Genomic DNA, 23912 nt, shown 5'->3' on the forward strand with positions numbered 1-23912 from the left:
CGTCATTCCCGCGCACGCGGGAATCCATGCCCGGCAACCGGTGTCGGCGACGTATGGATTCCCGCTTTCGCGGGAATGACGGCTATACCGCCACCGCCTCATCCGGCGCTGGCGCCGACTCGTCCATCAGGAACTGGATACGCTTGCGCACGAACTGGATGTGGCTGCGCAAGCCGTACAAGCCGTCCGCGAACGAGAGCGGGATCGACACCTGGTTGACCAGGTCCTCGATCTCGTTCAGGCGCAGCAGCTGCCTCTCATAGACCTGCATGCGCGACTCGTCCGGCGCCTCCTCCACCGCCTGCTCCACCGCGCGCAGCTGGCCGTACCAGCGGTACACGCGCGAGCGGATGCGCCACACGTACAGCGGCGGCACCACCTTGGACAGCGGCAGTATCAGCGCGCCCAGCGCCACCACCACAACCCACATGCGGTCGAAGAAATTCGCCAGCCAGAAGGTCATATAGCGTTGCAGCAGCGGCGGGCCGCTCTTGTAGAACTTGGCCGCCTCGGCGTCGACCGGGATCTCGGTGTACTTGGCCGATGGGAACTGCCCCTGCTGCGAGAACCAGCCGGCGCCGCTGTGGATGCTGCTGGCCGCCTGCACGAACAAATCCACCAGCGCCGGATGCAGGTCGTCGCGCGCCACCAGCGTGGCGGTCGGAGCGATCAGGTTGTAGTCCTCGGCCGGGATATCGCGGCCGAGGTCGACGATCCCCTGCGGCAGCACCACATGCGTCAGGAACGGCAGCTTGCGGGCGTAGGCCTCGGCCTGGTTGAAGTTGAACAGCTTGATGCCCGGCGTCTGCAGCAACATCTGGATCAGCGGCGCTTCCGGGGCGGAGGTGAACACCAGGCCGTCGATACGGCCCTCCAGCAGCTCCACCGTGGCCGGCGTGTTGGCCAGCGAGAAGCGCTCCACCTCGCCCTTCTCCACGCCGTTCAGCTCCAGCACCTGGCGGAACAGGCGCGGGGCGCCGGCGCCCTTGGGACCGTAGTTGATCTTCAGGCCCCTCAGCTGGGTCAGCTGGGTGATGGGCGGCTTGCCCTTGGTCTCGCGCAGGAACAGCCACAGCGGCTCGACAAACAGGCTGCCCAGCGAGGTCAGGCCTTCGCGCTCGGCCGCCTCCTCGTTGGTGGAGCCGCTCTGCACGAAGGCGATATCGACTTCGCCGGCCTTGAGGCGCTTGAGGTTTTCGCCGGAGCCGGCGGACGGCACCAAGGTCACCTTGACGCCGTGCTTGGCCAGCGCGGCCGCGTACTTCTTACCGAATTCAGCGTAGGCGCTGTTTTCCTGGCCGGTGGCCACGCGCACCGTGCGCGGCGGCGCCGGGTCCACCAGCCAGTAGGCCAGCAGACAGACACCGGCGATCAGCGCGATGGTGGGAGCGGCGGCGACAAACAAGTCCCGCACGGAGAACTGCGTGAACTTGAGGATTTTGGACATGTGGTGGCGTATCGGTTTCATGGGCTGATACATTGCCAACAAATGAGCAACTATGCAAGGGAAACACGCCGCCGTCGCTCCCGCCCGCTACGTCGCTCCCGCGAACGCGGGAGTCCATGCTGAGCTGGCGTTCTATGGGTCCCCGCTTTCGCGGGGACGACATTTAACCGCCGCAGGCCTGCAGCGGCGGCGTGACCGAGGCAGTGGCGTTGCCGCCGGTCTTGACGATCACCGGCGGCGTCGGCGCCGGCTTGGCGATCGGATGCGGTTCGATCAGCGGCATCAGGTTGGGCGCCAGCACCACCAGCAGCTGCACCGGCAGCGCGCTGGTGAAGTCGTAGTTCTTCGATTCCGGCCCGTGCACATAGGCCGTCATCGAACCGAAGAAGCGCTCGCCGATGTTGAACACAAACGTCGCCGAACGGTTCACATAGCGCGATTCGATCAGCCGTCCGCCGCCGCCAAAGACGTCGAAGCGCTGGTCGCCGGTGCCGGTCTTGCCGCCGACCGGGATCACCTTGCCGTCCGAGCCGACAAAGGCCATGCGCGCCCGCTTGGCGGTGCCGTCCGACACCACGCCGCGGATCGCATCGGCCACCACCCGCGCCACCTCCGGCGACAGCACCTGCTCGTTGGCGGTCGGCTTGCCCTTGGTGACCAAGGTCTCATACGGCGTGCCCTCGGCGAAGTGCAGCGAGCTGATACGCTGGCTGCTCTTGCGCACGCCGCCGTTGACGATAATCCCCATCAACTCCGCCAGCGCCGCCGGACGGTCGGCCGACGCGCCCAGCGTGGTCGCATACGACGGCACCAGCGATTCGAACGGATACCCCATCTTCTTCCACTGCTTGTGGATTTCCATGAAGCCTTCCACCTCGATCAGGCCGACGATGCGCTTGTCCTGCGCGTGCTTGTGGTGGGTCTTGAACAGCCACTGGTAGACCTCCTGCCGCTCCTTCTCGCTGGCCGCCGTCATCTGCGACAGCGTGGCGCCCGGATGCTGGCGCATATAGGCCGCCATCCACAGCTCCAGCGGGTGCACGCTGGCCAGGTAGCCGCGGTCGGCCAGCGACCACTTGTCGATCGCGTACTGGTCGTACAGCTTGGCCACGCGCTCTTCCGGCACTTCGTTCTGCGACGGCAGGTTGTCCTTCAGGAAGGCGGCGAACTGCTGCTCGCTGGCCGTCGGATACACGGTGCGGTGGATCACCGCCAGCCGCACCGGCGTGCTGCGGATGTTCGCCAGCAGGATCTTGTCCAGCTCGGACTCCGGCTTGCCCTTGTACTTCAGGTAGAAGCGCCCCAGGAATTCCTTGCCTTCCTTGTCCGCGAAGCGCGCCAGGTACTGCGCGCGGCGCGGATCGTCCGAATCGGCCAGCAGCGACGCCGACGAGCCCGGTGTCTGGAACATGTAGTACTTGGCGACGTCGCGCATCAGGCGCACGAACACCAGGTTGGTCGAGTGGCGCAGCGCCTCGGTCACGGTCAGGATCTTGCCGTTGTCTTCCTTCGAGAAATTGCCGAAGTGGTGCAGGCCGCCGCCGGTGAAGAAGCCCTCGCCCGGATTGCCCGAATACTTGCGTTCCATCGCCGCGTTGAGCATCGGCGTCAGCTCGCGCCCGCCCTTCTCCAGCGGCAGCGCCTTGAAGTAGTCCAGCGCCCATTGCGACAGCTTGTCCTGCGGATCGACCGTCACCTTGCCCAGCGCGGCCGCGTCCATACCGCCGTACTTCTTGTGCAGCATGTCGACGATGTCCAGATAGGTCACCAGTGTGCGCAGCTTGGCCGTGGAGCCCAGGTCCAGCTTGGCGCCCTCGTTGATGTCCAGCGGCTGGTCGAAGTTGTCTGTCTGCAGGCGCAGCAGGTTGTTCTGCTCGCCCTTCTCCAGCAGGGTGAAGCTGTACACCACGTTGGCAGGGTCGCCATTGCCCAGCATGCCCTTGCCGGTCAGGCCGGCGGCCTTGGCCTTCTCCGGATCGCGCAGGTCGCGCAGCACTTGCGTGACGGCGGTCTGCGCCTGCGCGTCCAGCGTGCTGACCACGCTCAGGTCGAGGCGGTCCAGGTTGTACATGCGGTTGTCGCCCAGCAGGTTGGCCAGGTGGTTGCGGATCGCGTTGGACGCCTTGCGCGAGACAAAGGTCATCGCCGGCGCCGACTCCACGCCGTTGCCGGTGGCCGGATGCAGCCGCTGCTGCAAAGCCATGTCGCGCATGGCCGGCGTGATCACGCCGTCCTGCGCCAGGATGCGCAGATGGCTGTTGGCCAGCACTTCCAGGTCGGCCGCGCCGTTGCCCAGGTAGTAGCTCGGGCGGCGCTGCGCGATCATCAGGCTCAGCGCTTCCTTGTAGGTCAGCGCGGTTTCCGCGTCCGGATGATCGAGGTTGCCTGCCATCAGGCGGTTGAAGTCCGGGAAGCTGCGGCCGTACCACACCCACATGCCGTCGCCGATGCCGTTCACTTCGCCGTAGCCGGGCTTGGCCGACAGCGGCACCGTGTTCAGGTAATCGATGACGATGCGGCGGCGCGCCTTGGTGGTGTCCGGTCCGTCCTGGTAGGAGCGCAGGCTGGCCGAGACCATCTGCTGCAGCTTGTCCTTCATGGAACCGGTGCGCCCTTCCGGCGAGTGGCGGTATTTTTCGATCTGCGTGGCCAGCGTGCTGCCGCCCGCCGGACGGTGGCCGCCGGCAACCGTGGTCACGCTTTTCTCGATCACCGCCTTGCCCAGCCGGTCCCATTCGACGGCCGGATTGCGGGTCGGATATTTGGTGTCGAGCAGCTCACGGTTTTCGATGAACAACAGGCTGTTAATCAGGGCCATCGGCGCCTGCTCGAACTTGTTGTACACGCGTTCCGGGTAGCTGGCGGCAAACAGCTGCTGCGCGCGGCAGTCGTAGATCGTCAGGCCGGTCTTGGTCTTTTCGCGGTAGGTGGCAAACACGCCCATGTCGGCCAGCTCGGCCATCTTGGGCGAGATGCGCACCTGCGCGCTGACCTGGTAGTCGCGCGCGCTCAGCTTGCCCAGGTAGTCCGGCAAGCCGGCGTAGCCGAGCCGCTCGTCGTACGGGCTGTCTTTCGGGAAACGGATCGCCTTGCTGGCACCCGGCTCCATCTTGTACGTCATCTTGCCGACCAGGTCGGTGAAGATGCGCGCCTGCAAGCTGGAGGTGCGGGTTTCCTGGATGCCCCAGTAGACCGCGAGCGACAGCCCGACCAGCAGCACCATCAGGAAGGCATTGCGCGAACGCTTGCTTTTCGGCGGTGTGGCGGGCGGCGGCGGGTCCATCTGGGCCTGGGCCAGATGCGCTTCGGTTTGCTCGGGAGTGGGCGGCGGCACCACGCGCAGGTGCCGGGGACGGCGATAGCCAAATGCTGCTGCGCCTGCGCGCAATTTGCGCACTGCGCGGACAACAAGACGGGGCCGGCGGAAACGACGATTGCTTAACATATGATTCAAACCGGTCAGCTGTTTCAGTAGAACTTACTTGGACTTGCGAGCTTCCATTGCACCACATCAGAGGGGTGCCAACCGGCGCGGAAGCAGAATAATTTGACTGCGCCGTTTATTTTTCGCAAAAAAACAACGGCGCTCTTCCCGAGGAAAGAACGCCGTCCAGGCCCGTCTGATAGCAGTGTGACACTAAGTGTTGTTGAACTCTACATTGAGCTTCTTGAGCTCGGCGCACAAATCAAGGAAGGCAGTCGCTGTCTGGACCGCTTCGCCTTTGACACCCAGCTCGATATGGCGGCGCGTGTGCGCGTCGCCCACGCTCGGCAGGCTGAATACCTTCACGCGCGGGTACCGCGCTTCAAGCTCGACCATCAGCGGCGTCAGCGCCGATTCGGCCGTCTCGTACACCAGCACCGACTGCTCCAGGCGCGGCTCGCGGTTGAACAGGTCGGCGTAATGGTGGTCCAGCACCCACTCGATCATCGGCCAGGCCATCACCGGGAAACCGGGCACGAAGTAATGCTTGTGCAAAGCGAAACCGGCAATGTTGTTGTACGGGTTAGGAATCAGCGCCGCGCCTTGTGCGAACTCGGCCATCTTCAGGCGGTGCAGGTTCTCGGCGGAGTTCAGGTCCACTTCCTGGCCGGCCTCCTGGCCCATTTGCAGGATGCGCTGCTGGATGTTGATCTTGCCCTGCTCGTGCATCACCAGCGGCAGGCCCAGCGCGTTGGCGGCGGCCAGGCGGGTGTGGTCGTCCGGCGTGGCGCCGATGCCGCCGCAGCAGAACACGATATCGTCGCTGGCGAAGGTGCGCTTGAGCGTGGCGGTGATGCGCTCCGGGTCGTCGGCCAGGATCTCGGCCCAGTTCAGCTGCAGGCCGCGCGCCGCCAGCATCTGCACGACTTTGGGGAAATGCTGGTCGACGCGCCTGCCGGACAGGATTTCGTCGCCGATGATGATGAGACCGATGGCCATGATTACCCTTCAATTCAATGAACAACCACTTCCGCGTCATTCCCGCGCACGCGGGAATCCATGCTGAGCGGGCATAAGAGACTCAGCATGGTTCCCCGCTTGCGCGGGGACGACGGTTGCCGCCTCGGCGCGCAGGCGCGCCAGCGCGTCGAGACAATAATACGCAAACCACAGGCCGGTGAAGATAAAAATCAGCACGTACAGCCAGATCGACGCCGCCGCCAGGAAGGGAAAGAACACCACCGCCAGCACCGTGCCGCCCAGCCAGATCGCGCCAGGCAAGGCGCCGGCCGCGCCGGAGACCACGCCGATCGCCAACAGGCGCCAGCGGTGCTCGGCCAGGATCTGGCGGCGCTCCTCGGCCGAGGCGTAGTCGGCCAGCGCGTCGTACACCATCACGCGGCAGGTCAGCCAGCCCCACAGCAGCGCCTGCACCACCACCGCCAGCGGCGGGAAGAAGTACAGCGGCAGCGTCACGATCCACAGGCCGATGAAGATCGCCATGCCGCCCAGCGCGGTGACGGCGCTGCCCACCAGGCTGCCGCCCTTGCGCTGCTCCAGCTGCGGATAGTGGCGCAGGCCGACGTGGCGGCCGATCAGCGGCATGGCGATCACGCCGATGAAGATCAGCGCGGTCAGTATCATCAGCGGCAGCAACAGCAGCATGGCGATCAGCGGCGGCATCACGGTTTTCAGGAAGGCCAGGCCCAGCGAGGCCAGCAGGTTGCCGGCCGGCGTGAACAGATTGTGCTCGGCGAACTGCGCGTGCACATAGTCGATCAGCGGCTGCAGGCAGAAATACAAGGCCACGGCCCAGACGCCGACCGCCAGCAGGAAAGGCGCCAGGCTCATCGCCAACATCTTGCCGTGCCATTGCGACAGGAAGGCGCGGCCCCAGGAGCGGAGTACGTTGGTCATCAGACTACATCCTTGCGTGCGTATTCAACCATGCGCGTGAGGCCCAGCCATTGCTGCGCCCAGAAACCCTTGCCGTACTCGCGGCCCGGCGTGACGACGCCGTGTTCGTCGGTCTGCGGCAGCTGGTCGCGGACGCCGGTGGCGACAAAGGCCGGCGTGAAATTGGCGGTGCGGAAAATGATGTCCCAGATCGGCAGCAGCACGGCGAAATTGCAGCCGCCCAGCGTGCCCTTGCCATGCGATTCGTGGCCAACGCCGATCGCGTGGTGCATGCGGTGGTAGCGCGGCGACACCAGCAGCCATTCGCCGACGCGGCCGAAGTGGATGCGCACGTTGGCGTGCTGCAGGCTTTGCAGGATGCGCGACACCGACACCAGCATCACGTACTGCGACGGCTCGACGCCGATGCACAGCGCGATCACGCCCATGTAGACGTCGCGCAGCAGGTCGTCCAGCAGGTGGTTGCGGTTGTCGCTCCACAGGTTCATGTTCTGCTGGCTGTGGTGCAGGCCGTGCAAGCCCCACCACCAGTTGAACTGGTGCGAGGCGCGGTGGTACCAGTAATCGAAGAAGTCCAGCACCACGAAGTAGACCAGGAAGGCGCCCAGCGGGCTGATACCCGGCCACAGCGATTCCAAGTTAAACGGATGGAAGCTTTCGAAGCGCAGCATGGCGGCCAGGCTGTCCATCAGCGGATCGAGCGTGAAGAAGATCAGCACCGAGAACAGACCGACGCGGTGCAGCACGGTGTAGATGAAGTCGTTCCAGCGCGCGCGCGGGTCGGTAATCTTGTGGACCGGGATCATCGCCTCCAGCGGCCGCAGCACCAGGAACAGCAGGATCAGCTCCAGCACGCCGATCAGCAGCCATTCGGTGCCCTCGAACGCTTCCTCGACGAACTCGCCGAAGCCGAGCTGAAACACCAGCGGCTGGATCACCGTCTCGAACAACCAGCCTTGGGCCACGCCCAGCCAGTCGGAAAATAATTGCATCATGGGTGTTTCAAACTCGGCTTGAACTGTGAAAGATAATCAGGGTGTTCGCGCAGCGTGGCGAAGCAAAAGCCCTTCTGCTCCAGGCCGCTGATCAGCGGCTCCAGGTTGGCCGGCGCCCACGCGTCCTGGCGCGACCAGATGCCCATGTGGGCGACGAAGATGTCGCCGTCCCGCAAGTCGCGCAGGGACTTCTGCAACAATACCGCATTCGGGTAGGCCTTGCTGGAGAGCTCGTCGCCGGAGAAGCCGGCCAGCGCCCAGCCCACATGCGCGTAGCCGCAGGCCTGCGCCGCCGCCAGGGTGCGCGGCGAGGTGCGGCCGGCCGGCGCGCGCCAGATCGGGTCGAGGTGCTTGCCGGTCAGCTCGACGAAACGCTGGTCGACCCGCTTGATCTCCTCGCAATATTGCGCCGGCGTCAGCGATTGCACCTTGCCGGCGTGCGCGCCGAAGCCGGCCTTGACCTGGATGGTGCCGTCGGCGCCGTCCTTGACCAGCACGTCGTGGTCGAAGGTGTGCGAACCGACCGCATGCCCTTCGGCCACGCGCGCCTTCCAGTAGGCTGACCAGGAAGGGTCCAGCGAATAATCGCCGTTGACGGTTTTCTCGTTGGCCAGGAAGAAGGTGGCCTTGATCTGGTGGCGACGGAGCGTGTCCGCAATCAGCGCGGCCTGGGACTGGCTGCCGGTGTCGAAGGTCAGATAGATGGTGCCCTTGCAGGCGCTGTGGCGCAGCAAGGCCGCTTGCGGCTTGGCGCCGGCCGTGGTGGCCGTGATGGCAACGTTGGTTGTGGCGGCCGCCGTTACGGGCGCTGCGGCCGCCGCTGCGGCGGCGATGCCGGCCGCCTTGGCTTCGGCCGCGCGCCGCGCCGGGCCGTTGAGGCTGCGGGCATGGACATTGGCGGCGCGGGCGGCGTCGTTGAGCTCGCGCGCGTCGCTATTCGCGTTGGCCGCCTTGGCGCTGTCGGCGGCCTGCGCCGCCGGCGTCACCGCCAGCGCCAGCAGAGTCAGGGCGGCGGCGGCTTTCATTACATGCGCTGGGCGGAGTTGAAGAAGAACACGCCGTGCGGCGAACGTCCCACCGGGATCAGCTTGGTCACCTTGCGGGTGGCCAGGTCGATCACGGCCACTTTCTTAATCCAGCGCAGCGTCACCCACATGGTCTTGCCGTCGGCGGTGATCTCCATGCAGTCCGGGCCGCCGGGAACATTGATCTGGCCGACGTTTTCCAGCGTCTTCTGGTCGATGATGTTAATCGAGTTCGACACCCGGTTCGACACATAGGTGTTGCGACCGTCGCCGGCCGAGCGGAAGTTGTGCGCGCCCTGGCCGGTCTTGATGCGCTTGACGGTTTTCTGGGTTTTCCAGTCGATCACTTCGACGTAGTCGCTGCCCATGATGCCGACCAGCAGGTACTTGTCGTCAGGCGTCATGGCGATACCGGCCGGCAGCTTGCCGACCGACATGGTCCACTTCAGCGTCTGCGTCGAGAGGTCGATGGCGCTGACCTGGTCGCTGCCCTGCTGGGTGATGAACACCATGTTGCTGGCGGCGTTGAAGGCCATGTGGCTGGGCAGCTTGGCCAGCGGGATGCGCTTGGCCAGCGTCAGGTTGGCGCCGTCGTACTTGTACAGGTCGACGCGGTCCAGCCGCAGCGAGTTCGACACGAACCACTTCTGGTCCGGCGAGAAGCCGATCTGGTAGGGGTCGAGGATGTCCTTGATGGTGCGCTGAACCTGGCCGCTCTTCGGATCGAGGAAGATCAGCTCGTTGCCCACCGAGCTGGCGACGATCAGCGACTTGTTGTCCGGAGTCGACATCAGGTGGTGCGGCTCCTTGCCGACCGGGAAGGTGGACAGGTCTTTGTAAGTGTCCTGGTCCAGCAGTTGCACAGTGGCGTCGCGCGAGTTAAGCACAACCACTACGTTGGCCTGCGCGCTGCTGATGGCAGTGACGGCGCAGACACCGGAAAGCACGATACGGCGGAAACTACGGAGCATGTAAAAATCGCTTGAAAGAGCAAAACGTTTATTTTACGTGCAAACTGCGCCGGGACGAGACAAATGCCGCAATTATTCCTTGCCTTGGACGCCCTGCTACAATTCGGGGCTATCTTCAACGTCTCCATAGAAAGAAAACCATGACCACCATCACCACCGACTCCGGCCTGCAATACATCGAACTGACCGAGGGCGAAGGCGCCGTCGCCAAAGCCGGCCAGAACGTCACCGTGCACTACACCGGCTGGCTGCGCAACGACGACGGCACCAAGGGCGCCAAATTCGACTCCAGCAAGGACCGCAACGATCCATTCGAGTTCGCCCTGGGCGCCGGCATGGTCATCCGCGGCTGGGATGAAGGCGTGCAAGGCATGAAGATCGGCGGCGTGCGCCAGCTGATCATCCCTGCCGAACTGGGCTACGGTTCGCGCGGCGCCGGCGGCGTGATCCCGCCGAACGCCACGCTGATTTTTGATGTAGAACTGTTGGGCGTTTAAACGCGTCATTCCCGCGCAAGCGGGAATCTATGCTGAGTATGGATTCCCGCCTGCGCGGGAAGTCATTTTCCCCAGTGGGGGAAATGACGTAGTCAGCGCTGCCAGTTCCTGCGTAGCGCTTCCAACTCCGCTCGCGTGTCGAGCATGCCGCCGACGATGCGCTGGTCGATCGCTTCCAGCAGCGCCGTCGGCATCTCGGTGCCGGCCAGGCCGTAGGCGCCCGCCACCGGCAGCGGCCGCGCGTTCTGCACCAGCACCGGAATCCGCCACTCATCGCTGAGGCGGCAGGCGATCCCCACCAGATCCTGGCTCAGGCCCACCAGCGTGAAGCTGCGGCAGTACCCGCCCTCGTTCGACAGAAAACTCAGCCCCACCCGCACCTCGCCTTCCGACGGCGCGGCGCCGCCCATCTGCTGGCTCAGCGCGTTGGCCAGGCGGCCCTGCGCGACCAGCATGCCGTTGCGGCTGGCGACGGTGGTCGGCACGGCGGCCGGTTCGCTGAACCAGCCCGGCTGCCAGCGTGCCAGGCCGAATTTGCCGGCCGCCAGGCCCAGCACCATGACCAGCGCCAGCGCGCTCCACTCCAGCCAGCCCCATTGATGCCGGGCCGCCTTGCGCGCGGCCTGCTGCTGCGCGGCGCGCTGCGCGCGCACGGCGGCCAGCTGCACCACCTTGGCGTGGCGCGGATAGGCGCCCAGCTCGACGCCGGAGGGCGCCTGGTCGGCGTACACCTCGTCGCGCGCGGCGCGCAAGCGCGCCACGCGGCGGGCGATGCTGCTGTCGCGCCGCATGGCGGACTCGACGGCGAGACGCGTGGCGTCGTCCAACTCGCCGTCGGCATATGCAATCAGTGTCTCGTCTGAAAAGGTCATGATTCCTGTCCCGGATCGCCCCATCATAAACCTTTTTGCAGCGCGATGCGGCTCCGCGCGCGCCGCGTAGCGCCAGTAAACACGGGGGTTTTATTGCAGTGCAGCGTGGCGCGGCAGCTACTGTAAGGGCTACTTCGTAGAGAAACCATTACATTTGACAATATTTATGCTAATCTGCGCGCTCTAATAACCAAGGAGGTAGTAATGAAAAAAGGCGAATTGATTGCAGAATTTGCGAAACGCACTGAAGTGTCCGCTGCTGCCGCCAACGGTGCAGTGAATACTCTGATCGCCATCATCACCGAGCGTCTGAAAAAAGGCGACACGGTAGGCATCACCGGCTTCGGCACCTTCTCCGTAGCGAAGCGCGCTGCCCGCAAAGGCCGCAATCCTGCAACCGGCGAAGCGATCAAGATCGCCGCGTCGAAGACTCCAAAATTCTCGGCTGGCGCGACCTTGAAGTCGGCCGTCAACCCGACGAAAAAGAAGTAAGCAGGTTCCGGCACGCGGCGTTCGCGCCGCGGTGCCCGTGCCCGCCAGGGCACCGGAAACGGCGGCACAAGCCAGGTCCCCGGACCGGCCTGTCCGCCGTTCTGTTTTTGAGGAGTCCCTCTAGCGGTTTTGGCGGCGGCTGCGGGTATGATGACGGCTGCCCCCTACCTACCGAGGAGAAGTGATGAGTTTAGAAGAGCAATTCGCGCAAGCCCAGCTGGATTCGAAGAACCTGCCTGAGCGCCCGGACAACATGACGCTGCTGAAGATCTACGCGCTGTTCAAGCAGGGCTCGGCGGGCGACGCCAGCGGCGACCGTCCCGGCATGACCGACTTCGTCGGCCGCGCCAAGTACGACGCCTGGGCCGCGCTGCAAGGCACCTCGCAGGACGAAGCGAAACAGCAGTACATCGACCTGATCGAAGGTCTGAAGTAAGCCCACCCCGCATGCGGTTAGCGATACGCCAGCAGACCACTTAGGGGGCATCTCGCACTGCGAGATGCGGGCGCAGCCCTCCCCGGACCCCGCACGGGGTCTGACCCCGCCGGGCCGTGCGGGTTTCAGGCGGCGGCGAACACGCGCCGCATCTTGTCGGCCACCTTGGCCTCGATCTGCGACGAGAACGCGCTGAACAGGAAACCCAGCGCGATATGCAGGCGCGCCTCTTCCGGGAACAGACTCAGCGAGCCGCTGACGCCGCTGCGCTCGAAACGCAGCACGTCGCCATCCCACACGCATTCCAGATCAAATTGCTCGGCCAGCTTGTCGGCCACTTCCTGGGCCGCCGCGCGGGCCGGTTCCAGCGCCAGGTGGTGCGCCTGGACGATGTTGATATCAGCCATCCGGCATCCTCTACGATTGAAAAGGCGCCATGATGCCAGTTGCGCCGCCGCCGCGCCAGCCCGGCCGCGCCGGCCACGGCGGCGTCCCCGCACGCACGGAACGCATTTGCTTATAGGTATTGTATATAAGCGCAATTTGTGAGAAATAGCGAATTACCTTAAAATACAGTGCTTTGCTGAGGTTAGCCGGGCCATCCCACCGCCGCCGACGCCGCTGCACACCAACATTGATAGGACTGTTATGACTCACGTTGTCACCGAATCTTGCATCAGCTGCCGCTATACGGACTGCGTCGATGTTTGCCCGGTAGATTGTTTCCGCCAAGGCCCGAACTTCCTCGCCATCGATCCCGACGAGTGCATCGACTGCGCCGTGTGCGTGGCCGAATGCCCGGTCAACGCGATTTTCGCCGAGGAAGATGTGCCGGGCGACCAGCAGCAATTCATCAAGATCAACGTCGACCTCGCCCGCAACTGGCCTTCGATCACCAAGACCATCCCGCCGCTGCCGGAAGCGGACCAGTTCAAGGACGTCAAAGAAAAACTGCACCTGCTGGTACGCTAAGACGCCCGTCTGGCGAGGCAGCCCGGGGCAGCGCCTTCCGCGTCCGCTGGCAACAGCCGCCGCGCAGCCCAGTGTTGCCTAACCATTATTGAAATAACAGGAAACCACGTATGAATAGCACAGTCACTCCTCCTGGCGTCATCGAAGCCGATGCCGTCATCATCGGCGCCGGCCCGGTCGGCCTGTTCCAGGTCTTCGAACTCGGCCTGCTGGAAATCAAAGCCCACGTGATCGATTCGCTGGGCGCGGTGGGCGGGCAGTGCGTGGAGCTGTACCCGGACAAGCCGATCTACGACATCCCGGCCGTGCCCTCGTGCACCGGCCAGGAACTGACCGACAACCTGCTCAAGCAGATCGAGCCGTTCGAGCCGACCTTCCACCTGGGCCAGGAAGTGACCAAGGTCGCGCGCCGCGACGACGGCCGCTTCGACGTCGAGACCAGCACCGGCACCGCCTTCATCACCAAGACCATCTTCATCGCCGCCGGCGTCGGCTCGTTCCAGGCCCGCACGCTGAAAGTGGACGGCATCGAAGTGTTCGAGGGCTCGCAGCTGCACTACAAGGTCAAGGATCCTGCCCAGTTCGAAGGCAAGAACCTGGTCATCTGCGGCGGTGGCGACTCCGCGCTGGACTGGGCGCTGAACTTCGTCGGCAAGGCCGAGTCGGTGGTTCTGCTGCACCGCCGCGAAGATTTCCGCGCCGCGCCCGCCTCGGTCGCCAAGATGAAAGCCTTGTGCGATGACTACGAGATGCAGCTGATCATCGGCCAGGCCACCGGCCACGAGGTCGATGCCGACGGCAAGCTGTCGCAGCTGAAGGTGACCGGCGCCGACGGCGTGACCCGCCGCGTGCCGCTGGACATGCTGCTGGTGTTCTTCGGCCTGTCGCCGAAGCTGGGCCCGATCGCAGAATGGGGCCTGGACATCGAGCGCCGCCAGCTGAAGGTGCAAAACACCGAGAAATTCGAGACCAACGTGCCAGGCATCTTCGCGGTGGGCGACATCAACACCTATCCGGGCAAGAAAAAGCTGATCCTGTCGGGCTTCCACGAAGCCGCGCTGGCCGCCTTCGGCGCCGCGCCCTACATCTTCCCGGACAAGAAGATCCACATGCAGTACACCACCACCTCGCCGAAACTGCACAAGGTGCTCGGCGTCGAAACCCCGGTCTTCGACTGAGCATCAGCCAGCGTCCTACACAAAAGCAGCGGAAACGCTGCTTTTTTTCTTGGTTCGGCGGTATTATTATTTGACCACGGCGGCATTGTGGATAATACGTAGGCTTGCCTAGTGGTATTTTGGAATGCTTTACGTCACAAACAATTAATCTATAATTTGGCTTATGATGTTAGGTATTGGTGCATCGCACCAAGCTCTTGACCCCAGGAATACATATGCTCTACCACCTGCACGAAATGCACCGCTCGTTCCTGACGCCCCTGATGCAATGGGCCGACGCGTCGTCCAAGATGTTCACCAATCCGGTGTCGCCATTGGCGCACACGCCGTTTTCGCAGCGCATCGCCGCGGGCTACGAACTGATGTACCGGCTGGGCAAGGATTACGAGAAGCCAGCCTTTGAAATCGACAGCACCGAAGTCAACGGCGAAACCGTCGCCATCATCGAACAGGTCGTGTCGAACAAGCCCTTCTGCCGCCTGATCCACTTCAAGAAAGACCTGGACGACAAGCAGACCAAGGCCCTGAAACAGCCGACCGTGCTGCTGGTCGCGCCGCTGTCCGGCCACCATTCGACGCTGCTGCGCGACACCGTGCGCGGCCTGTTGCATGATCACGACGTCTTCATCACCGACTGGACCGACGCCCGCATGGTGTCGTTGTCGGAAGGTCCGTTCCACCTGGACGACTATATTTACTACGTGCAGGACTTCATCCGCATGCTGGGCCCGGACGTGCACGTGATTTCCGTCTGCCAGCCTACCGTGCCGGTGCTGGCGGCGATCTCGCTGATGGCCACCGCCAAGGATCCCAAGCTGCCGAAGACCATGACCATGATGGGCGGCCCGATCGACCCGCGCCGCTCGCCGACGCAGGTCAACAACCTGGCCACCGAAAAGAAATTCTCGTGGTTTGAAAACACCGTGATCTACGCGGTGCCGCCCAACTACCCGGGCTTCGGCCGCAAGGTCTATCCGGGCTTCCTGCAGCACGCCGGCTTCATCGCCATGAACCCGGGCCGCCACGCGCAGAGCCACCGCGAGTTCTACATGCACCTGGTCGAGGGCGACGACGAGCCGGCCGACAGCCACCGCAAGTTCTACGACGAGTACAACGCCGTGCTGGACATGCCGGCCGAATACTATCTGGACACCATCAAGACCGTGTTCCAGGACTTCGCGCTGCCCAAGGGCACGTGGAAGGTCGGCGGCAACCTGGTGCGTCCGCAAGACATCACCACGGTGGCGCTGTTCACCGTCGAAGGCGAGCTGGACGACATCTCCGGCGCCGGCCAGACCCAGGCCGCGCACGACCTGTGCTCCGGTATCCCGGCCGCCATGCAGCAGGACTTCGTGGCGCCGGGCGCCGGCCACTACGGCATCTTCTCCGGCCGCCGCTGGCGCGAAATGGTGTGCCCGAAGATCACCGAGTTCATCAAGAAACACGGCTAAGCGCCAACGCGCCACCAGATCCCTGCTTCGGCGGGGATTTTTTTTGCCTCGGCAAAATATATCATGTCGTGATATATTACGCGCTTTCACACTCGACACCAGCGCCATGCCCTCACGTTCCCCGCCGCCGCTAGCCAAGTCCGACTTTGCCGCGCTATCCGAATTCCGCTACCAGATGCGCCGCTTCGAGCGCTTTTCCGAGGACCTGGTGCAGGCCCAGGGCATCACGCCGCTGCAATACCTGCTGCTGCTGCATATCAAGGGCTATCCCGGCCGCGACTGGGCCACCGTCGGCGAACTGGCCGAGCGGCTGCAAGCCAAGCCGCACGGCGTGGTGGCGCTGGTGTCGCGCTGCGAGGCCGGCGGCCTGGTCGAGCGCCGCCTCAGCAGCACCGACCGCCGCCGGGTCGAAGTCCACCTGCTGCCGGACGGCGAGGCCATGCTCAGCCAGCTGGCCGAGCTGCACCGCACCGAACTGCTGTCGCTGGACGGCGTCTTCACCATCCCTAAACTCAGCCAGGACGACCATGAATAACTACGACGCCCGCCGCGACTTCGACGGCAGTTCCCGCCTGCTGCTGATCGCCGCCATTGCCGCCGTGGTGGGCGCGCTCAGCACCGCGACCGCCGACCTGCTGCTACACGCGATCAACTTCTTCACCAACCTGTTTTTCTTCCAGCAATTCTCGACCGTGTTCAGGTCGCCGGCCACGCACACGCTGGGCGCCTGGGTCATCGCGGTGCCGGTGGTCGGCGGCCTGGTCATCGGCCTGATCGCGCGCTTCGGCACCGAGGCGATCCGCGGCCACGGCATCCCGGAAGCCATCGAGGCCATCCTGTTCAAGAGCAGCACCATGTCGCCCAGGGTAGCCGTGCTCAAGCCGCTGGCCTCGGGCATCGCCATCGGCAGCGGCGGCCCGTTCGGCGCCGAAGGGCCCATCATCATGACCGGCGGCGCGGTCGGCTCGCTGATCGCCCAGCACTTCCACCTCAGCGGCGCCGAGCGCAAGACGCTGCTGGTGGCCGGCGCCGTGGCCGGCATGACGGCCATCTTTGGCACGCCGATCGCCGCGCTGCTGCTGGCGGTGGAGCTGCTGCTGTTCGAACTGCGCCCGCGCAGCCTGGCGCCGGTGGCCGTGGCGTGCGCGGTGGCGGGCTTCCTGCGCCCGCTGCTGCTCGATCCCGGACCGCTGTTCCCGCTGCATACCGAGGCGCTGCCGCCGTCGGCGCTGCTGTCCTGCCTGATCGGCGGCGTGTTGTGCGGCGCGCTGGCCTGGCTGCTGTCGACCGCGCTGTACCGGGTCGAGGACGGCTTCCACAAGCTGCCGCTGCACTGGATGTGGTGGCCGGCGCTGGGCGGGCTGGCGGTCGGCATCGGCGGCTTCTTCCAGCCGCGCGCGCTGGGCGTGGGCTACGACGTCATCGCCGACCTGCTCAACAACCACCTGGCCGCCAGCGCCATCGCCGGCCTGCTGATCGTCAAGGCCGTGATCTGGCTGCTGGCGCTGGGCTCGGGCACGTCCGGCGGCGTGCTGGCGCCATTGCTGATGCTGGGCGCCGGCCTGGGCGCACTGCTCGGCCCTTATCTGCCCGGCGGCTCGCCGGCCGTGTGGCCGCTGGTGTTCATGGCCGCCACGCTGGGCGGCATGATGCGCGCGCCGGTGATGGCGGTGGTGTTCGCGTTCGAGCTCACGCACGACGTCAACGCCCTGCTGCCGGTGCTGGCCACCTCGATCGTGGCCTACGCGTTCACGGTGATCACCATGCACCGCTCCATCCTCACCGAAAAGATCGCCCGCCGCGGCCACCACATCTACCGCGAATACGGCATCGATCCGATGGAGCGCCACAGCGTGGCCGAGGTCATGACGACCACGCCGGCCAGCATCGACGCGCGGCTGCCGCTGGCCGAGGTGCTGCAGACGCACTTCGGCGCGGAGCAGCGCCACCGCGCCTTCCCGGTCACGCGCGACGGTGCGCTGCTGGGCATGCTGGACCGCGCCGGCTTGGCCAGCGAGCGCGCCGCCGGCGCCGTCTGCGCGGGCGATCTGTTCGGCGTGAACGTGCCGATCTTCGCGCTGGCCGATGAGACCTGCCGCGCGCTGGCGACGCGGCTGGCGGTGCACCAGCTGGAACGGCTGCCGGTGGTCAGCGACGCGCAGACGCGCCAGCTGATCGGCATCGTCAGCCGCAGCGACCTGATCAAGCCGGCGCTGAGCCTGCACGCCGAGGAACTGGAGCGGCAGACCGTGCGCCGCGTGTGGCCGTCGAAACCGCGTCCCGAATAAGGTTTTTGGCGCCGGGCGGTGCAGATATCGGATAATGGCGTTTTATCGCAATGAGTCCGCCGTGCAGCCCACCGCCCCCACCACCCTAGCCGACCGCATCGAAGACGTCCTGCCGCAAACGCAGTGCACCAAGTGCGGCTACCACGGCTGCCGTCCGTACGCCGAGGCGATCGCCGCCGGCGCGGCCGAGATCAACCAGTGTCCGCCCGGCGGCGCCGAAGGCATCGCCCGGCTGTCGTCGGTGACCGGCCGCAAGGTCATCCCGCTCAATCCCGTCAACGGCCTGGAGCGGCCGCGCGCGGTGGCCTACATCGACGAGTCGCTGTGCATAGGCTGCACGCTGTGCATCCAGGCCTGCCCGGTGGACGCCATCGTCGGCGCGGCCAAGCTGATGCACACCGTGGTGCCCGACCTCTGCACCGGCTGCGACCTGTGCGTCAACCCCTGCCCGGTCGACTGCATCGTCATGTACCCGGTCACCGAGACCACCGGCTGGGCCGCCTGGCGCCAGGCCGACGCCGACGCCGCGCGCGAACGGCACGACTTCCGCACCATGCGCCTGCAGCGCGACAAGGATGAAAACGACGCCCGCCTGGCCGCCAAGGCCGAGGCCAAGATGGCCGCGGTGCACGCGCTCGATCCGGCCGATGCCGCCGGTGAAGCCGAGAAGGAACGCAAGCGCGCCATCATCGCCGCCGCGATGGAACGCGCGCGCCTGAAAAAAGAGGAGGCTGCGCGCGCTGCCTCCGCCGCCAAGCCCGATTGAGACTCAATGAATCCAGCCAAACGCTACGAAATGTTCGTGCGCTTCCGCGCCGCCAATCCCAAGCCTGAAACCGAACTTGAATATACGACCCCGTTCGAACTGCTGATCGCCGTGCTGCTGTCGGCGCAGGCGACCGACGTCGGCGTCAACAAGGCCACGCGCAAGCTGTACCCGGTGGCGAACACGCCGCAGGCCATACTGGACCTGGGTGAAGAGGAGTTGAAGACCTACATCCAGACTATCGGCCTGTACAAGACCAAGGCCAAAAACGTCATGGCGACCTGCCGGATGCTGGTGGAGCTGCACGGCGGCGAAGTGCCGCGCGACCGCGAGTCGCTGGAGGCCTTGCCGGGCGTGGGCCGCAAGACCGCCAACGTGGTGATGAACACCGCCTTCGGCGAACCGACGATGGCGGTGGACACGCACATCTTCCGCGTCTCCAACCGAACCGGCCTGGCGCCGGGGAAGAACGTCGACATCGTCGAACAGAAGCTGCTGAAGTTCGTGCCGAAGGAGTTTTTGCAGGACGCGCACCACTGGCTGATCCTGCACGGCCGCTACACCTGCAAGGCGCGCAAGCCGGAGTGCTGGAACTGCATGCAGCAGGATCTGTGCGACTACCGCAGCAAGACCCCGGCTCCCGACGGCGTCTGACCACGTCACTCCCGCGCTGACCACGTCACTCCCACGCTGACCACGTCACTCCCACGCTGACCACGTCACTCCCGCGCAGGCGGGAGTCCATGCTGAGTATGGGTTCCCGCCTGCGCGGGAACGACGCTTATACGAGTACCAGATTATCGCGGTGGATCAGCTCCTGGCCTTCGACGAAGCCCAGGATGGATTCGATCTCGCTCGATGGCTTGCGCATGATGCGGCGCGTTTCGGCGCTGGTGTAGTTCGTCAGGCCGCGCGCCACCGGCACGCCGTCCGCGCCGACGCAGGTGATCACCGCGCCGCGCCCGAACTCGCCCTTCACCTCCACCACGCCGATCGGCAGCAGCGACTTGCCTTCCTTGCTCAGCTTCTGCACCGCGCCCGGATCCAGCACCACCTGCCCCGCCGTGTGCAGGTGATCGGCCATCCACTGCTTGCGCGCCGTCAGGTGGCCGGTCTGCGCCGCCAGCTCAGTGCCGATGACTTCACCGCCGGCCAGACGCTCCAGCACATTGTCCTCACGGCCGTAGGCAATCACCGTATGCGCGCCCGACTTGGCGGCGCGCTTGGCCGCCAGGATCTTGGTCAGCATGCCGCCGCGTCCCAGGCTGCTGCCGGCGCCGCCCGCCATCGCCTCCAGCGCCACATCGCCGGCGCGGCCATGCTGGATCAGCACCGCCGCCGGGTCCTTGCGCGGATCGGCGCTGAACAGGCCATGCTGGTCGGTCAGGATGATCAGCGCGTCGGCCTCGATCAGGTTGGCCACCAGCGCGCCCAGCGTGTCGTTGTCGCCGAACTTGATCTCGTCGGTGACGACGGTGTCGTTCTCGTTGATGATCGGCACCACGCCCAGGCGCAGCAGGGTGGTCAGCGTCGAGCGCGCGTTCAGGTAGCGTTCGCGGTCAGCCAGGTCGGCGTGCGTCAGCAGCACTTGCGCCGTGCCCAGCTGGTGCGCGCGGAAGCTGGTTTCATAGATCTGCGCCAGGCCCATCTGGCCGACGGCGGCGCAGGCCTGCAGTTCGTGGATGTCGGTGGGGCGCCGCTCGAAGCCCAGGCGCAACATGCCCTCGGCGATGGCGCCGGACGAGACCAGCACCACTTCCTTGCCCAAGGCCCGCAGGCCGGCGATCTGCGCGGCCCAGCGCGCGATGGCGGCGTGGTCCAGCCCGCGGCCGTCGTTGGTGACCAGCGAGGAGCCGACCTTGATGATGATGCGGGTAGCTTTTTGGATGACAGAATTCATGGGCACGGGCTTTTCAAAAGCGTTCTCAAAACAAGCGTATGGGATCAGTGCTGTGATTTGGCGGGCGGGTTGCCCTGCTTTGCCGCTCGCGGTCGCCGGCCCTGCGGTGGCAGGACGGCGCCGAGATGGAAAGGCATAATCAGCTGATAACAGATTATGCCGGTAATGCAGAGGGTACGTCGAGGATTAGTCGAGGATCTTGAAGCGTGGATCGTCCGGATCGATGGACGAGATGCCGCGCGCCTCTTCCGTCATCTGGGTTTCTTCCGCGCGCTGCTCGCTGTGGCGCTTGGCTTCCAGGTGCTTCTGGATGGCGTTGACCAGCTCCTGCGTGCCGTCGTGGCTCAGCGCGGAGATCTCGAACACCGGGCCCTTGAAGCCGAACTTCTTGATGAAGTCCTTGACGCGCTTGGCGCGCTCTTCTTCCGGCACCATGTCCAGCTTGTTCAACACCAGCCAGCGCGGCTTGTCGACCAGCGCCTCGTCGTACTTTTTCAGCTCGTTGACCAGGGCCTTGGCTTCCTTGACCGGATCGACGTTGGTTTCAAACGGCGCCAGGTCGACGATGTGCAGCAGCAGGCCGGTGCGCTGCAGGTGGCGCAGGAACTGGTGGCCCAGGCCGGCGCCTTCGGAAGCGCCTTCGATCAAGCCGGGAATGTCGGCGATCACAAAGCTCTTCTCGTGCGACACGCGGACCACGCCCAGGTTCGGGTGCAGGGTGGTGAACGGGTAATCGGCAATCTTCGGACGCGCGTTCGACACGGCCGAAATAAAGGTCGACTTGCCGGCGTTCGGCATGCCCAGCAGGCCGACATCGGCCAGCACCTTCAGTTCCAGACGGATTTCGCGGCGTTCGCCTTCCTTGCCTTCGGTCTTTTGACGCGGGGCGCGGTTGGTCGAGGTCTTGAAGTGGATGTTGCCCCAGCCGCCCTCGCCGCCCTTGGCCAGCAGTTCCATCTGGCCGTGCTCGGTCAGATCGGCCAGGATTTCGCCGGAGAGGTCGTCGATGATCAGCGTGCCGACCGGCATGCGCAGGTGGATGTCGTCCGCGCCCTTGCCGTAGCAATCGGCGCCGCGGCCAGGCTCGCCGTCTTTACCGCGGTGCATCTTGGAGAAGCGGAAATCGACCAAGGTGTTGATGTTACGGTCCGCTACGGCCCAGATCGAGCCACCCTTGCCGCCGTCGCCGCCGTCAGGGCCGCCGAACGGGCGGAATTTTTCACGGCAAAACGAGGCGCAACCATTGCCGCCGTCACCACCGATCACTTCAATTTTTGCTTCGTCGATAAACTTCATGATGTACCGCCATAAAACTAAAAAGGCTCTACCGTGGGCAGAGCCTTTCGATTGAAGGCTTGCGCCTTACAAAACAGCCCGTGCGGCTAGCGCACAGGGCCGGTAGCGTTATTTACGCTGGAACGACGGTAACGAATTGCTTCGAACCTTCGCCCTTGACTACGAACTTGACCTTGCCGTCCACCAGAGCGAACAGGGTGTGGTCTTTGCCCATGCCAACACCTTCGCCGGCGCGCACTGGCGTGCCGCGTTGACGAATGATGATGCCACCAGCATTGATCGATTGACCGCCATAAACCTTAACGCCCAGGCGTTTTGATTCTGAGTCACGACCATTTCGCGTTGTGCCGCCGCCTTTTTTGTGTGCCATTTAAGACTCCTTGGATACTAATTCTCGGGCAAACGGCGATTAGCCGTTGATCGATACGATTTGGATTTCGGTGTAATTTTGGCGATGGCCTTGATGCTTCTGGTAGTGCTTACGACGACGCATCTTGAAAATCTTCACTTTATCGTGACGACCGTGTGCCACAACAGTAACCAGTACCTTTGCACCCTCAACCAGAGGAGCACCAAATTTGATGCTTTCGCCTTCGCCAACGGCGAGGACCTGATCGATGGTGAGTTCGGAACCAATGTCTGCCGGTATCTGTTCTACTTTAAGTTTTTCGCCAGCGACAACTTTGTATTGTTTGCCACCGGTTTTTATGACCGCGTACATGATTTGAAACCTCATCAAATGTTAAGAAAATTCCGTCCGGCGCCAGCACAACTGCATGCATGGAAACCGGGGAACCGCTGATTATACATGGGATGGGATTTCGCGTCAAAAACTATTCACAAATGCGGGCGGGCGTGGTATGTCGACAATTTTGCCGCCGCCGGTGCCTTACATATTTAGCAAACATGTTGTCAGGAACAGGGGGCCATGCCCCCTCTCTGCGGGGGCATGACGTATAATCTCGGCACCAATAGTCTACCGCACAGGTTCGCCTTGTCTGCCGCTACCCAAAACGCCACTCAAAACAATATCGCCCAAACGATCGCCGCCGACATGGACGCGGTCAACACGGTGATCCGCCAGAAACTGCATTCCGAGGTCAGTCTCGTCAATCAGATTGCTGAATACATCATCAGCGCCGGCGGCAAACGCATCCGGCCGGTGCTGGTCCTGCTGGTGGCCAACGCTTACGCATATCAAGGCACGGCGCACCACGAGCTGGCGGCGGTGGTGGAGTTCATCCACACCGCCACGCTGCTGCACGACGACGTGGTCGACGAATCGTCGCTGCGCCGCGGCCGCGCCACCGCCAACGCCCTGTTCGGCAACGCCGCCTCGGTGCTGGTGGGCGACTTCCTGTACTCGCGCGCCTTCCAGATGATGGTCGGCCTGAACAATATGCGCGTGATGCAGATCCTGTCCGACGCCACCAACGTCATCGCCGAGGGCGAAGTGCTGCAACTGCTGAACATGCACGACCCGGACGTCAGCCAGGAGCGCTATCTGCAGGTGATCCGCTCCAAGACCGCCAAGCTGTTCGAGGCGGCGGCCGAGCTGGGCGCGCTGATCTCCGGCTGCAACGACGCGCAGATCGACGCGGCCGGCGAATACGGCCGCTCGCTGGGCACGGCCTTCCAGCTGATCGACGACGTGCTGGACTACGCCGGCGACGCCAATGAAATCGGCAAGAACGTCGGCGACGACCTGCGCGAAGGCAAGCCGACCTTGCCGCTGATCTACCTGATGGAAAACGGCACGCCGGAACAGCGCGAGCTGGTGCGCAGCTGCATCGAGCAGGGCGACGAGCAGCACTTCGACACCATCCTGGCCGCGATCACCACCAGCGGCGCGCTGGACTACACGCGCCAGCAGGCCGTGACGGCGGCCGAACGCGCCGCCGCCGCGATCGCCGACCTGCCCGACAGCGTCTACAAGGAATCACTGCTGCAGCTGGCCCACTTCTCGGTCCACCGCACGCACTAAA

24 protein-coding genes are annotated in these 23912 nt (G+C 64.5%); 11 read left to right on the plus strand and 13 right to left on the minus strand.

Annotation, left to right across the window (positions count from 1 at the left end; genetic code table 11):
• Positions 1-82: 82 nt before the first annotated feature.
• From ACEN9O_RS02460 to ACEN9O_RS02490, 7 genes are all read right to left on the minus strand, one after another.
• Positions 83-1447, minus strand: a complete 1365-nt coding sequence (locus tag ACEN9O_RS02460; RefSeq protein ID WP_495616074.1) for a TAXI family TRAP transporter solute-binding subunit — start codon at positions 1445-1447, stop codon at positions 83-85.
• 163 nt (positions 1448-1610) lie between these two features.
• Positions 1611-4730 (minus strand): transglycosylase domain-containing protein, encoded by a 3120-nt coding sequence (locus ACEN9O_RS02465; protein WP_495618418.1) that lies wholly within the window; start codon positions 4728-4730, stop codon positions 1611-1613.
• A 354-nt stretch (positions 4731-5084) separates the two neighbouring features.
• Complete coding sequence (locus tag ACEN9O_RS02470) at positions 5085-5870, minus strand: competence/damage-inducible protein A (protein WP_495616075.1); 786 nt, start codon at positions 5868-5870, stop codon at positions 5085-5087.
• 36 nt (positions 5871-5906) lie between these two features.
• A complete protein-coding gene (locus ACEN9O_RS02475) occupies positions 5907-6788 on the minus strand; it encodes an EI24 domain-containing protein (RefSeq protein ID WP_495616076.1) in 882 nt (293 codons plus the stop codon).
• Entirely contained in the window at positions 6788-7783 is a 996-nt protein-coding gene (locus tag ACEN9O_RS02480; protein ID WP_495616077.1) for a sterol desaturase family protein, read from the minus strand. The genes ACEN9O_RS02475 and ACEN9O_RS02480 overlap by 1 nt, the downstream gene beginning before the upstream one ends.
• A complete protein-coding gene (locus ACEN9O_RS02485; protein WP_495616078.1) occupies positions 7780-8808 on the minus strand; it encodes a polysaccharide deacetylase family protein in 1029 nt (342 codons plus the stop codon). The genes ACEN9O_RS02480 and ACEN9O_RS02485 overlap by 4 nt, the downstream gene beginning before the upstream one ends.
• A complete protein-coding gene (locus ACEN9O_RS02490) occupies positions 8808-9779 on the minus strand; it encodes a YVTN family beta-propeller repeat protein (RefSeq protein ID WP_495616079.1) in 972 nt (323 codons plus the stop codon). Before ACEN9O_RS02490 ends, ACEN9O_RS02485 begins: the two co-directional genes overlap by 1 nt.
• 140 nt (positions 9780-9919) lie before the next feature.
• Between ACEN9O_RS02490 and ACEN9O_RS02495 the strand changes: the two genes are divergently transcribed.
• Entirely contained in the window at positions 9920-10276 is a 357-nt protein-coding gene (locus ACEN9O_RS02495) for an FKBP-type peptidyl-prolyl cis-trans isomerase (RefSeq protein ID WP_495616080.1), read from the plus strand.
• Positions 10277-10368: 92 nt separating this feature from the next.
• Here ACEN9O_RS02495 and ACEN9O_RS02500 read toward each other — a convergent pair whose 3' ends face one another.
• Positions 10369-11148 (minus strand): hypothetical protein, encoded by a 780-nt coding sequence (locus ACEN9O_RS02500; protein ID WP_495616081.1) that lies wholly within the window; start codon positions 11146-11148, stop codon positions 10369-10371.
• Positions 11149-11334: 186 nt separating this feature from the next.
• Between ACEN9O_RS02500 and ACEN9O_RS02505 the strand changes: the two genes are divergently transcribed.
• A complete protein-coding gene (locus ACEN9O_RS02505) occupies positions 11335-11640 on the plus strand; it encodes an HU family DNA-binding protein (protein ID WP_328595527.1) in 306 nt (101 codons plus the stop codon).
• 184 nt (positions 11641-11824) lie between these two features.
• Entirely contained in the window at positions 11825-12076 is a 252-nt protein-coding gene (locus ACEN9O_RS02510; RefSeq protein ID WP_495616082.1) for an acyl-CoA-binding protein, read from the plus strand.
• Positions 12077-12201: 125 nt separating this feature from the next.
• On the opposite strand, the gene ACEN9O_RS02515 is transcribed toward ACEN9O_RS02510, so the two are convergent.
• Positions 12202-12483, minus strand: coding sequence for a polyhydroxyalkanoic acid system family protein (locus ACEN9O_RS02515; RefSeq protein WP_495616083.1), 282 nt, complete (start codon positions 12481-12483; stop codon positions 12202-12204).
• A gap of 241 nt (positions 12484-12724) precedes the next feature.
• Between ACEN9O_RS02515 and fdxA the strand changes: the two genes are divergently transcribed.
• The 7 genes from fdxA (at position 12725) to nth (ending at position 19385) form a co-directional block, all read left to right on the plus strand.
• Positions 12725-13048: a ferredoxin FdxA gene (fdxA, locus tag ACEN9O_RS02520; RefSeq protein WP_008445669.1), complete on the plus strand. Its 324-nt coding sequence runs from the start codon at positions 12725-12727 to the stop codon at positions 13046-13048.
• A gap of 110 nt (positions 13049-13158) precedes the next feature.
• Positions 13159-14226 (plus strand): NAD(P)/FAD-dependent oxidoreductase, encoded by a 1068-nt coding sequence (locus tag ACEN9O_RS02525; protein ID WP_495616084.1) that lies wholly within the window; start codon positions 13159-13161, stop codon positions 14224-14226.
• 215 nt (positions 14227-14441) lie between these two features.
• Positions 14442-15677 carry a polyhydroxyalkanoate depolymerase gene (locus tag ACEN9O_RS02530; RefSeq protein ID WP_495616085.1) on the plus strand — a complete coding sequence of 412 codons (1236 nt, stop codon included), beginning with the start codon at positions 14442-14444 and terminating at the stop codon, positions 15675-15677.
• 106 nt (positions 15678-15783) lie between these two features.
• Positions 15784-16212 carry a MarR family winged helix-turn-helix transcriptional regulator gene (locus tag ACEN9O_RS02535; RefSeq protein WP_495616086.1) on the plus strand — a complete coding sequence of 143 codons (429 nt, stop codon included), beginning with the start codon at positions 15784-15786 and terminating at the stop codon, positions 16210-16212.
• Complete coding sequence (locus ACEN9O_RS02540; RefSeq protein ID WP_495616087.1) at positions 16205-17965, plus strand: chloride channel protein; 1761 nt, start codon at positions 16205-16207, stop codon at positions 17963-17965. The genes ACEN9O_RS02535 and ACEN9O_RS02540 overlap by 8 nt, the downstream gene beginning before the upstream one ends.
• A 34-nt stretch (positions 17966-17999) precedes the next feature.
• Positions 18000-18731 (plus strand): electron transport complex subunit RsxB, encoded by a 732-nt coding sequence (gene rsxB / locus ACEN9O_RS02545; RefSeq protein ID WP_495616088.1) that lies wholly within the window; start codon positions 18000-18002, stop codon positions 18729-18731.
• A 6-nt stretch (positions 18732-18737) separates the two neighbouring features.
• A complete protein-coding gene (gene nth, locus ACEN9O_RS02550; protein WP_495616089.1) occupies positions 18738-19385 on the plus strand; it encodes an endonuclease III in 648 nt (215 codons plus the stop codon).
• A 127-nt stretch (positions 19386-19512) separates the two neighbouring features.
• On the opposite strand, the gene proB is transcribed toward nth, so the two are convergent.
• The 4 genes from proB to rplU all read right to left on the minus strand — a co-directional run bounded on the left by proB (position 19513) and on the right by rplU (position 22648).
• Complete coding sequence (proB, locus tag ACEN9O_RS02555; RefSeq protein ID WP_495616090.1) at positions 19513-20631, minus strand: glutamate 5-kinase; 1119 nt, start codon at positions 20629-20631, stop codon at positions 19513-19515.
• A gap of 186 nt (positions 20632-20817) precedes the next feature.
• Positions 20818-21927, minus strand: coding sequence for a GTPase ObgE (gene obgE / locus ACEN9O_RS02560; protein WP_495616091.1), 1110 nt, complete (start codon positions 21925-21927; stop codon positions 20818-20820).
• 112 nt (positions 21928-22039) lie between these two features.
• Entirely contained in the window at positions 22040-22297 is a 258-nt protein-coding gene (gene rpmA / locus ACEN9O_RS02565) for a 50S ribosomal protein L27 (RefSeq protein ID WP_008445659.1), read from the minus strand.
• A gap of 39 nt (positions 22298-22336) precedes the next feature.
• Complete coding sequence (rplU, locus tag ACEN9O_RS02570; protein WP_008445658.1) at positions 22337-22648, minus strand: 50S ribosomal protein L21; 312 nt, start codon at positions 22646-22648, stop codon at positions 22337-22339.
• 273 nt (positions 22649-22921) lie between these two features.
• Between rplU and ispB the strand changes: the two genes are divergently transcribed.
• On the plus strand, positions 22922-23911 hold the full coding sequence (gene ispB, locus ACEN9O_RS02575; protein WP_495616092.1) for an octaprenyl diphosphate synthase: 990 nt from the start codon (positions 22922-22924) through the stop codon (positions 23909-23911).
• Position 23912: the final 1 nt, after the last annotated feature.

It is taken from the genome of Duganella sp. Dugasp78 (assembly GCF_059491455.1).

Bases quoted from the DNA above. Each gene is read 5' to 3' on its own strand.
- ACEN9O_RS02470 (WP_495616075.1), bottom strand. From the start codon at position 5,870: ATGGCCATCGGTCTCATCATCATCGGCGACGAAATCCTGTCCGGCAGG.
- rplU (WP_008445658.1), bottom strand. From the start codon at position 22,648: ATGTACGCGGTCATAAAAACCGGTGGCAAACAATACAAAGTTGTCGCT.
- ACEN9O_RS02500 (WP_495616081.1), bottom strand. From the start codon at position 11,148: ATGACCTTTTCAGACGAGACACTGATTGCATATGCCGACGGCGAGTTG.
- ACEN9O_RS02495 (WP_495616080.1), top strand. From the start codon at position 9,920: ATGACCACCATCACCACCGACTCCGGCCTGCAATACATCGAACTGACC.
- rpmA (WP_008445659.1), bottom strand. From the start codon at position 22,297: ATGGCACACAAAAAAGGCGGCGGCACAACGCGAAATGGTCGTGACTCA.
- ACEN9O_RS02465 (WP_495618418.1), bottom strand. From the start codon at position 4,730: ATGGACCCGCCGCCGCCCGCCACACCGCCGAAAAGCAAGCGTTCGCGC.
- nth (WP_495616089.1), top strand. From the start codon at position 18,738: ATGAATCCAGCCAAACGCTACGAAATGTTCGTGCGCTTCCGCGCCGCC.
- fdxA (WP_008445669.1), top strand. From the start codon at position 12,725: ATGACTCACGTTGTCACCGAATCTTGCATCAGCTGCCGCTATACGGAC.
- ACEN9O_RS02460 (WP_495616074.1), bottom strand. From the start codon at position 1,447: ATGTCCAAAATCCTCAAGTTCACGCAGTTCTCCGTGCGGGACTTGTTT.
- ACEN9O_RS02515 (WP_495616083.1), bottom strand. From the start codon at position 12,483: ATGGCTGATATCAACATCGTCCAGGCGCACCACCTGGCGCTGGAACCG.
- obgE (WP_495616091.1), bottom strand. From the start codon at position 21,927: ATGAAGTTTATCGACGAAGCAAAAATTGAAGTGATCGGTGGTGACGGC.
- ACEN9O_RS02510 (WP_495616082.1), top strand. From the start codon at position 11,825: ATGAGTTTAGAAGAGCAATTCGCGCAAGCCCAGCTGGATTCGAAGAAC.
- ACEN9O_RS02480 (WP_495616077.1), bottom strand. From the start codon at position 7,783: ATGATGCAATTATTTTCCGACTGGCTGGGCGTGGCCCAAGGCTGGTTG.
- ACEN9O_RS02530 (WP_495616085.1), top strand. From the start codon at position 14,442: ATGCTCTACCACCTGCACGAAATGCACCGCTCGTTCCTGACGCCCCTG.
- rsxB (WP_495616088.1), top strand. From the start codon at position 18,000: ATGGCGTTTTATCGCAATGAGTCCGCCGTGCAGCCCACCGCCCCCACC.
- ACEN9O_RS02490 (WP_495616079.1), bottom strand. From the start codon at position 9,779: ATGCTCCGTAGTTTCCGCCGTATCGTGCTTTCCGGTGTCTGCGCCGTC.
- proB (WP_495616090.1), bottom strand. From the start codon at position 20,631: ATGAATTCTGTCATCCAAAAAGCTACCCGCATCATCATCAAGGTCGGC.
- ACEN9O_RS02525 (WP_495616084.1), top strand. From the start codon at position 13,159: ATGAATAGCACAGTCACTCCTCCTGGCGTCATCGAAGCCGATGCCGTC.
- ACEN9O_RS02540 (WP_495616087.1), top strand. From the start codon at position 16,205: ATGAATAACTACGACGCCCGCCGCGACTTCGACGGCAGTTCCCGCCTG.
- ACEN9O_RS02485 (WP_495616078.1), bottom strand. From the start codon at position 8,808: ATGAAAGCCGCCGCCGCCCTGACTCTGCTGGCGCTGGCGGTGACGCCG.
- ACEN9O_RS02535 (WP_495616086.1), top strand. From the start codon at position 15,784: ATGCCCTCACGTTCCCCGCCGCCGCTAGCCAAGTCCGACTTTGCCGCG.
- ACEN9O_RS02475 (WP_495616076.1), bottom strand. From the start codon at position 6,788: ATGACCAACGTACTCCGCTCCTGGGGCCGCGCCTTCCTGTCGCAATGG.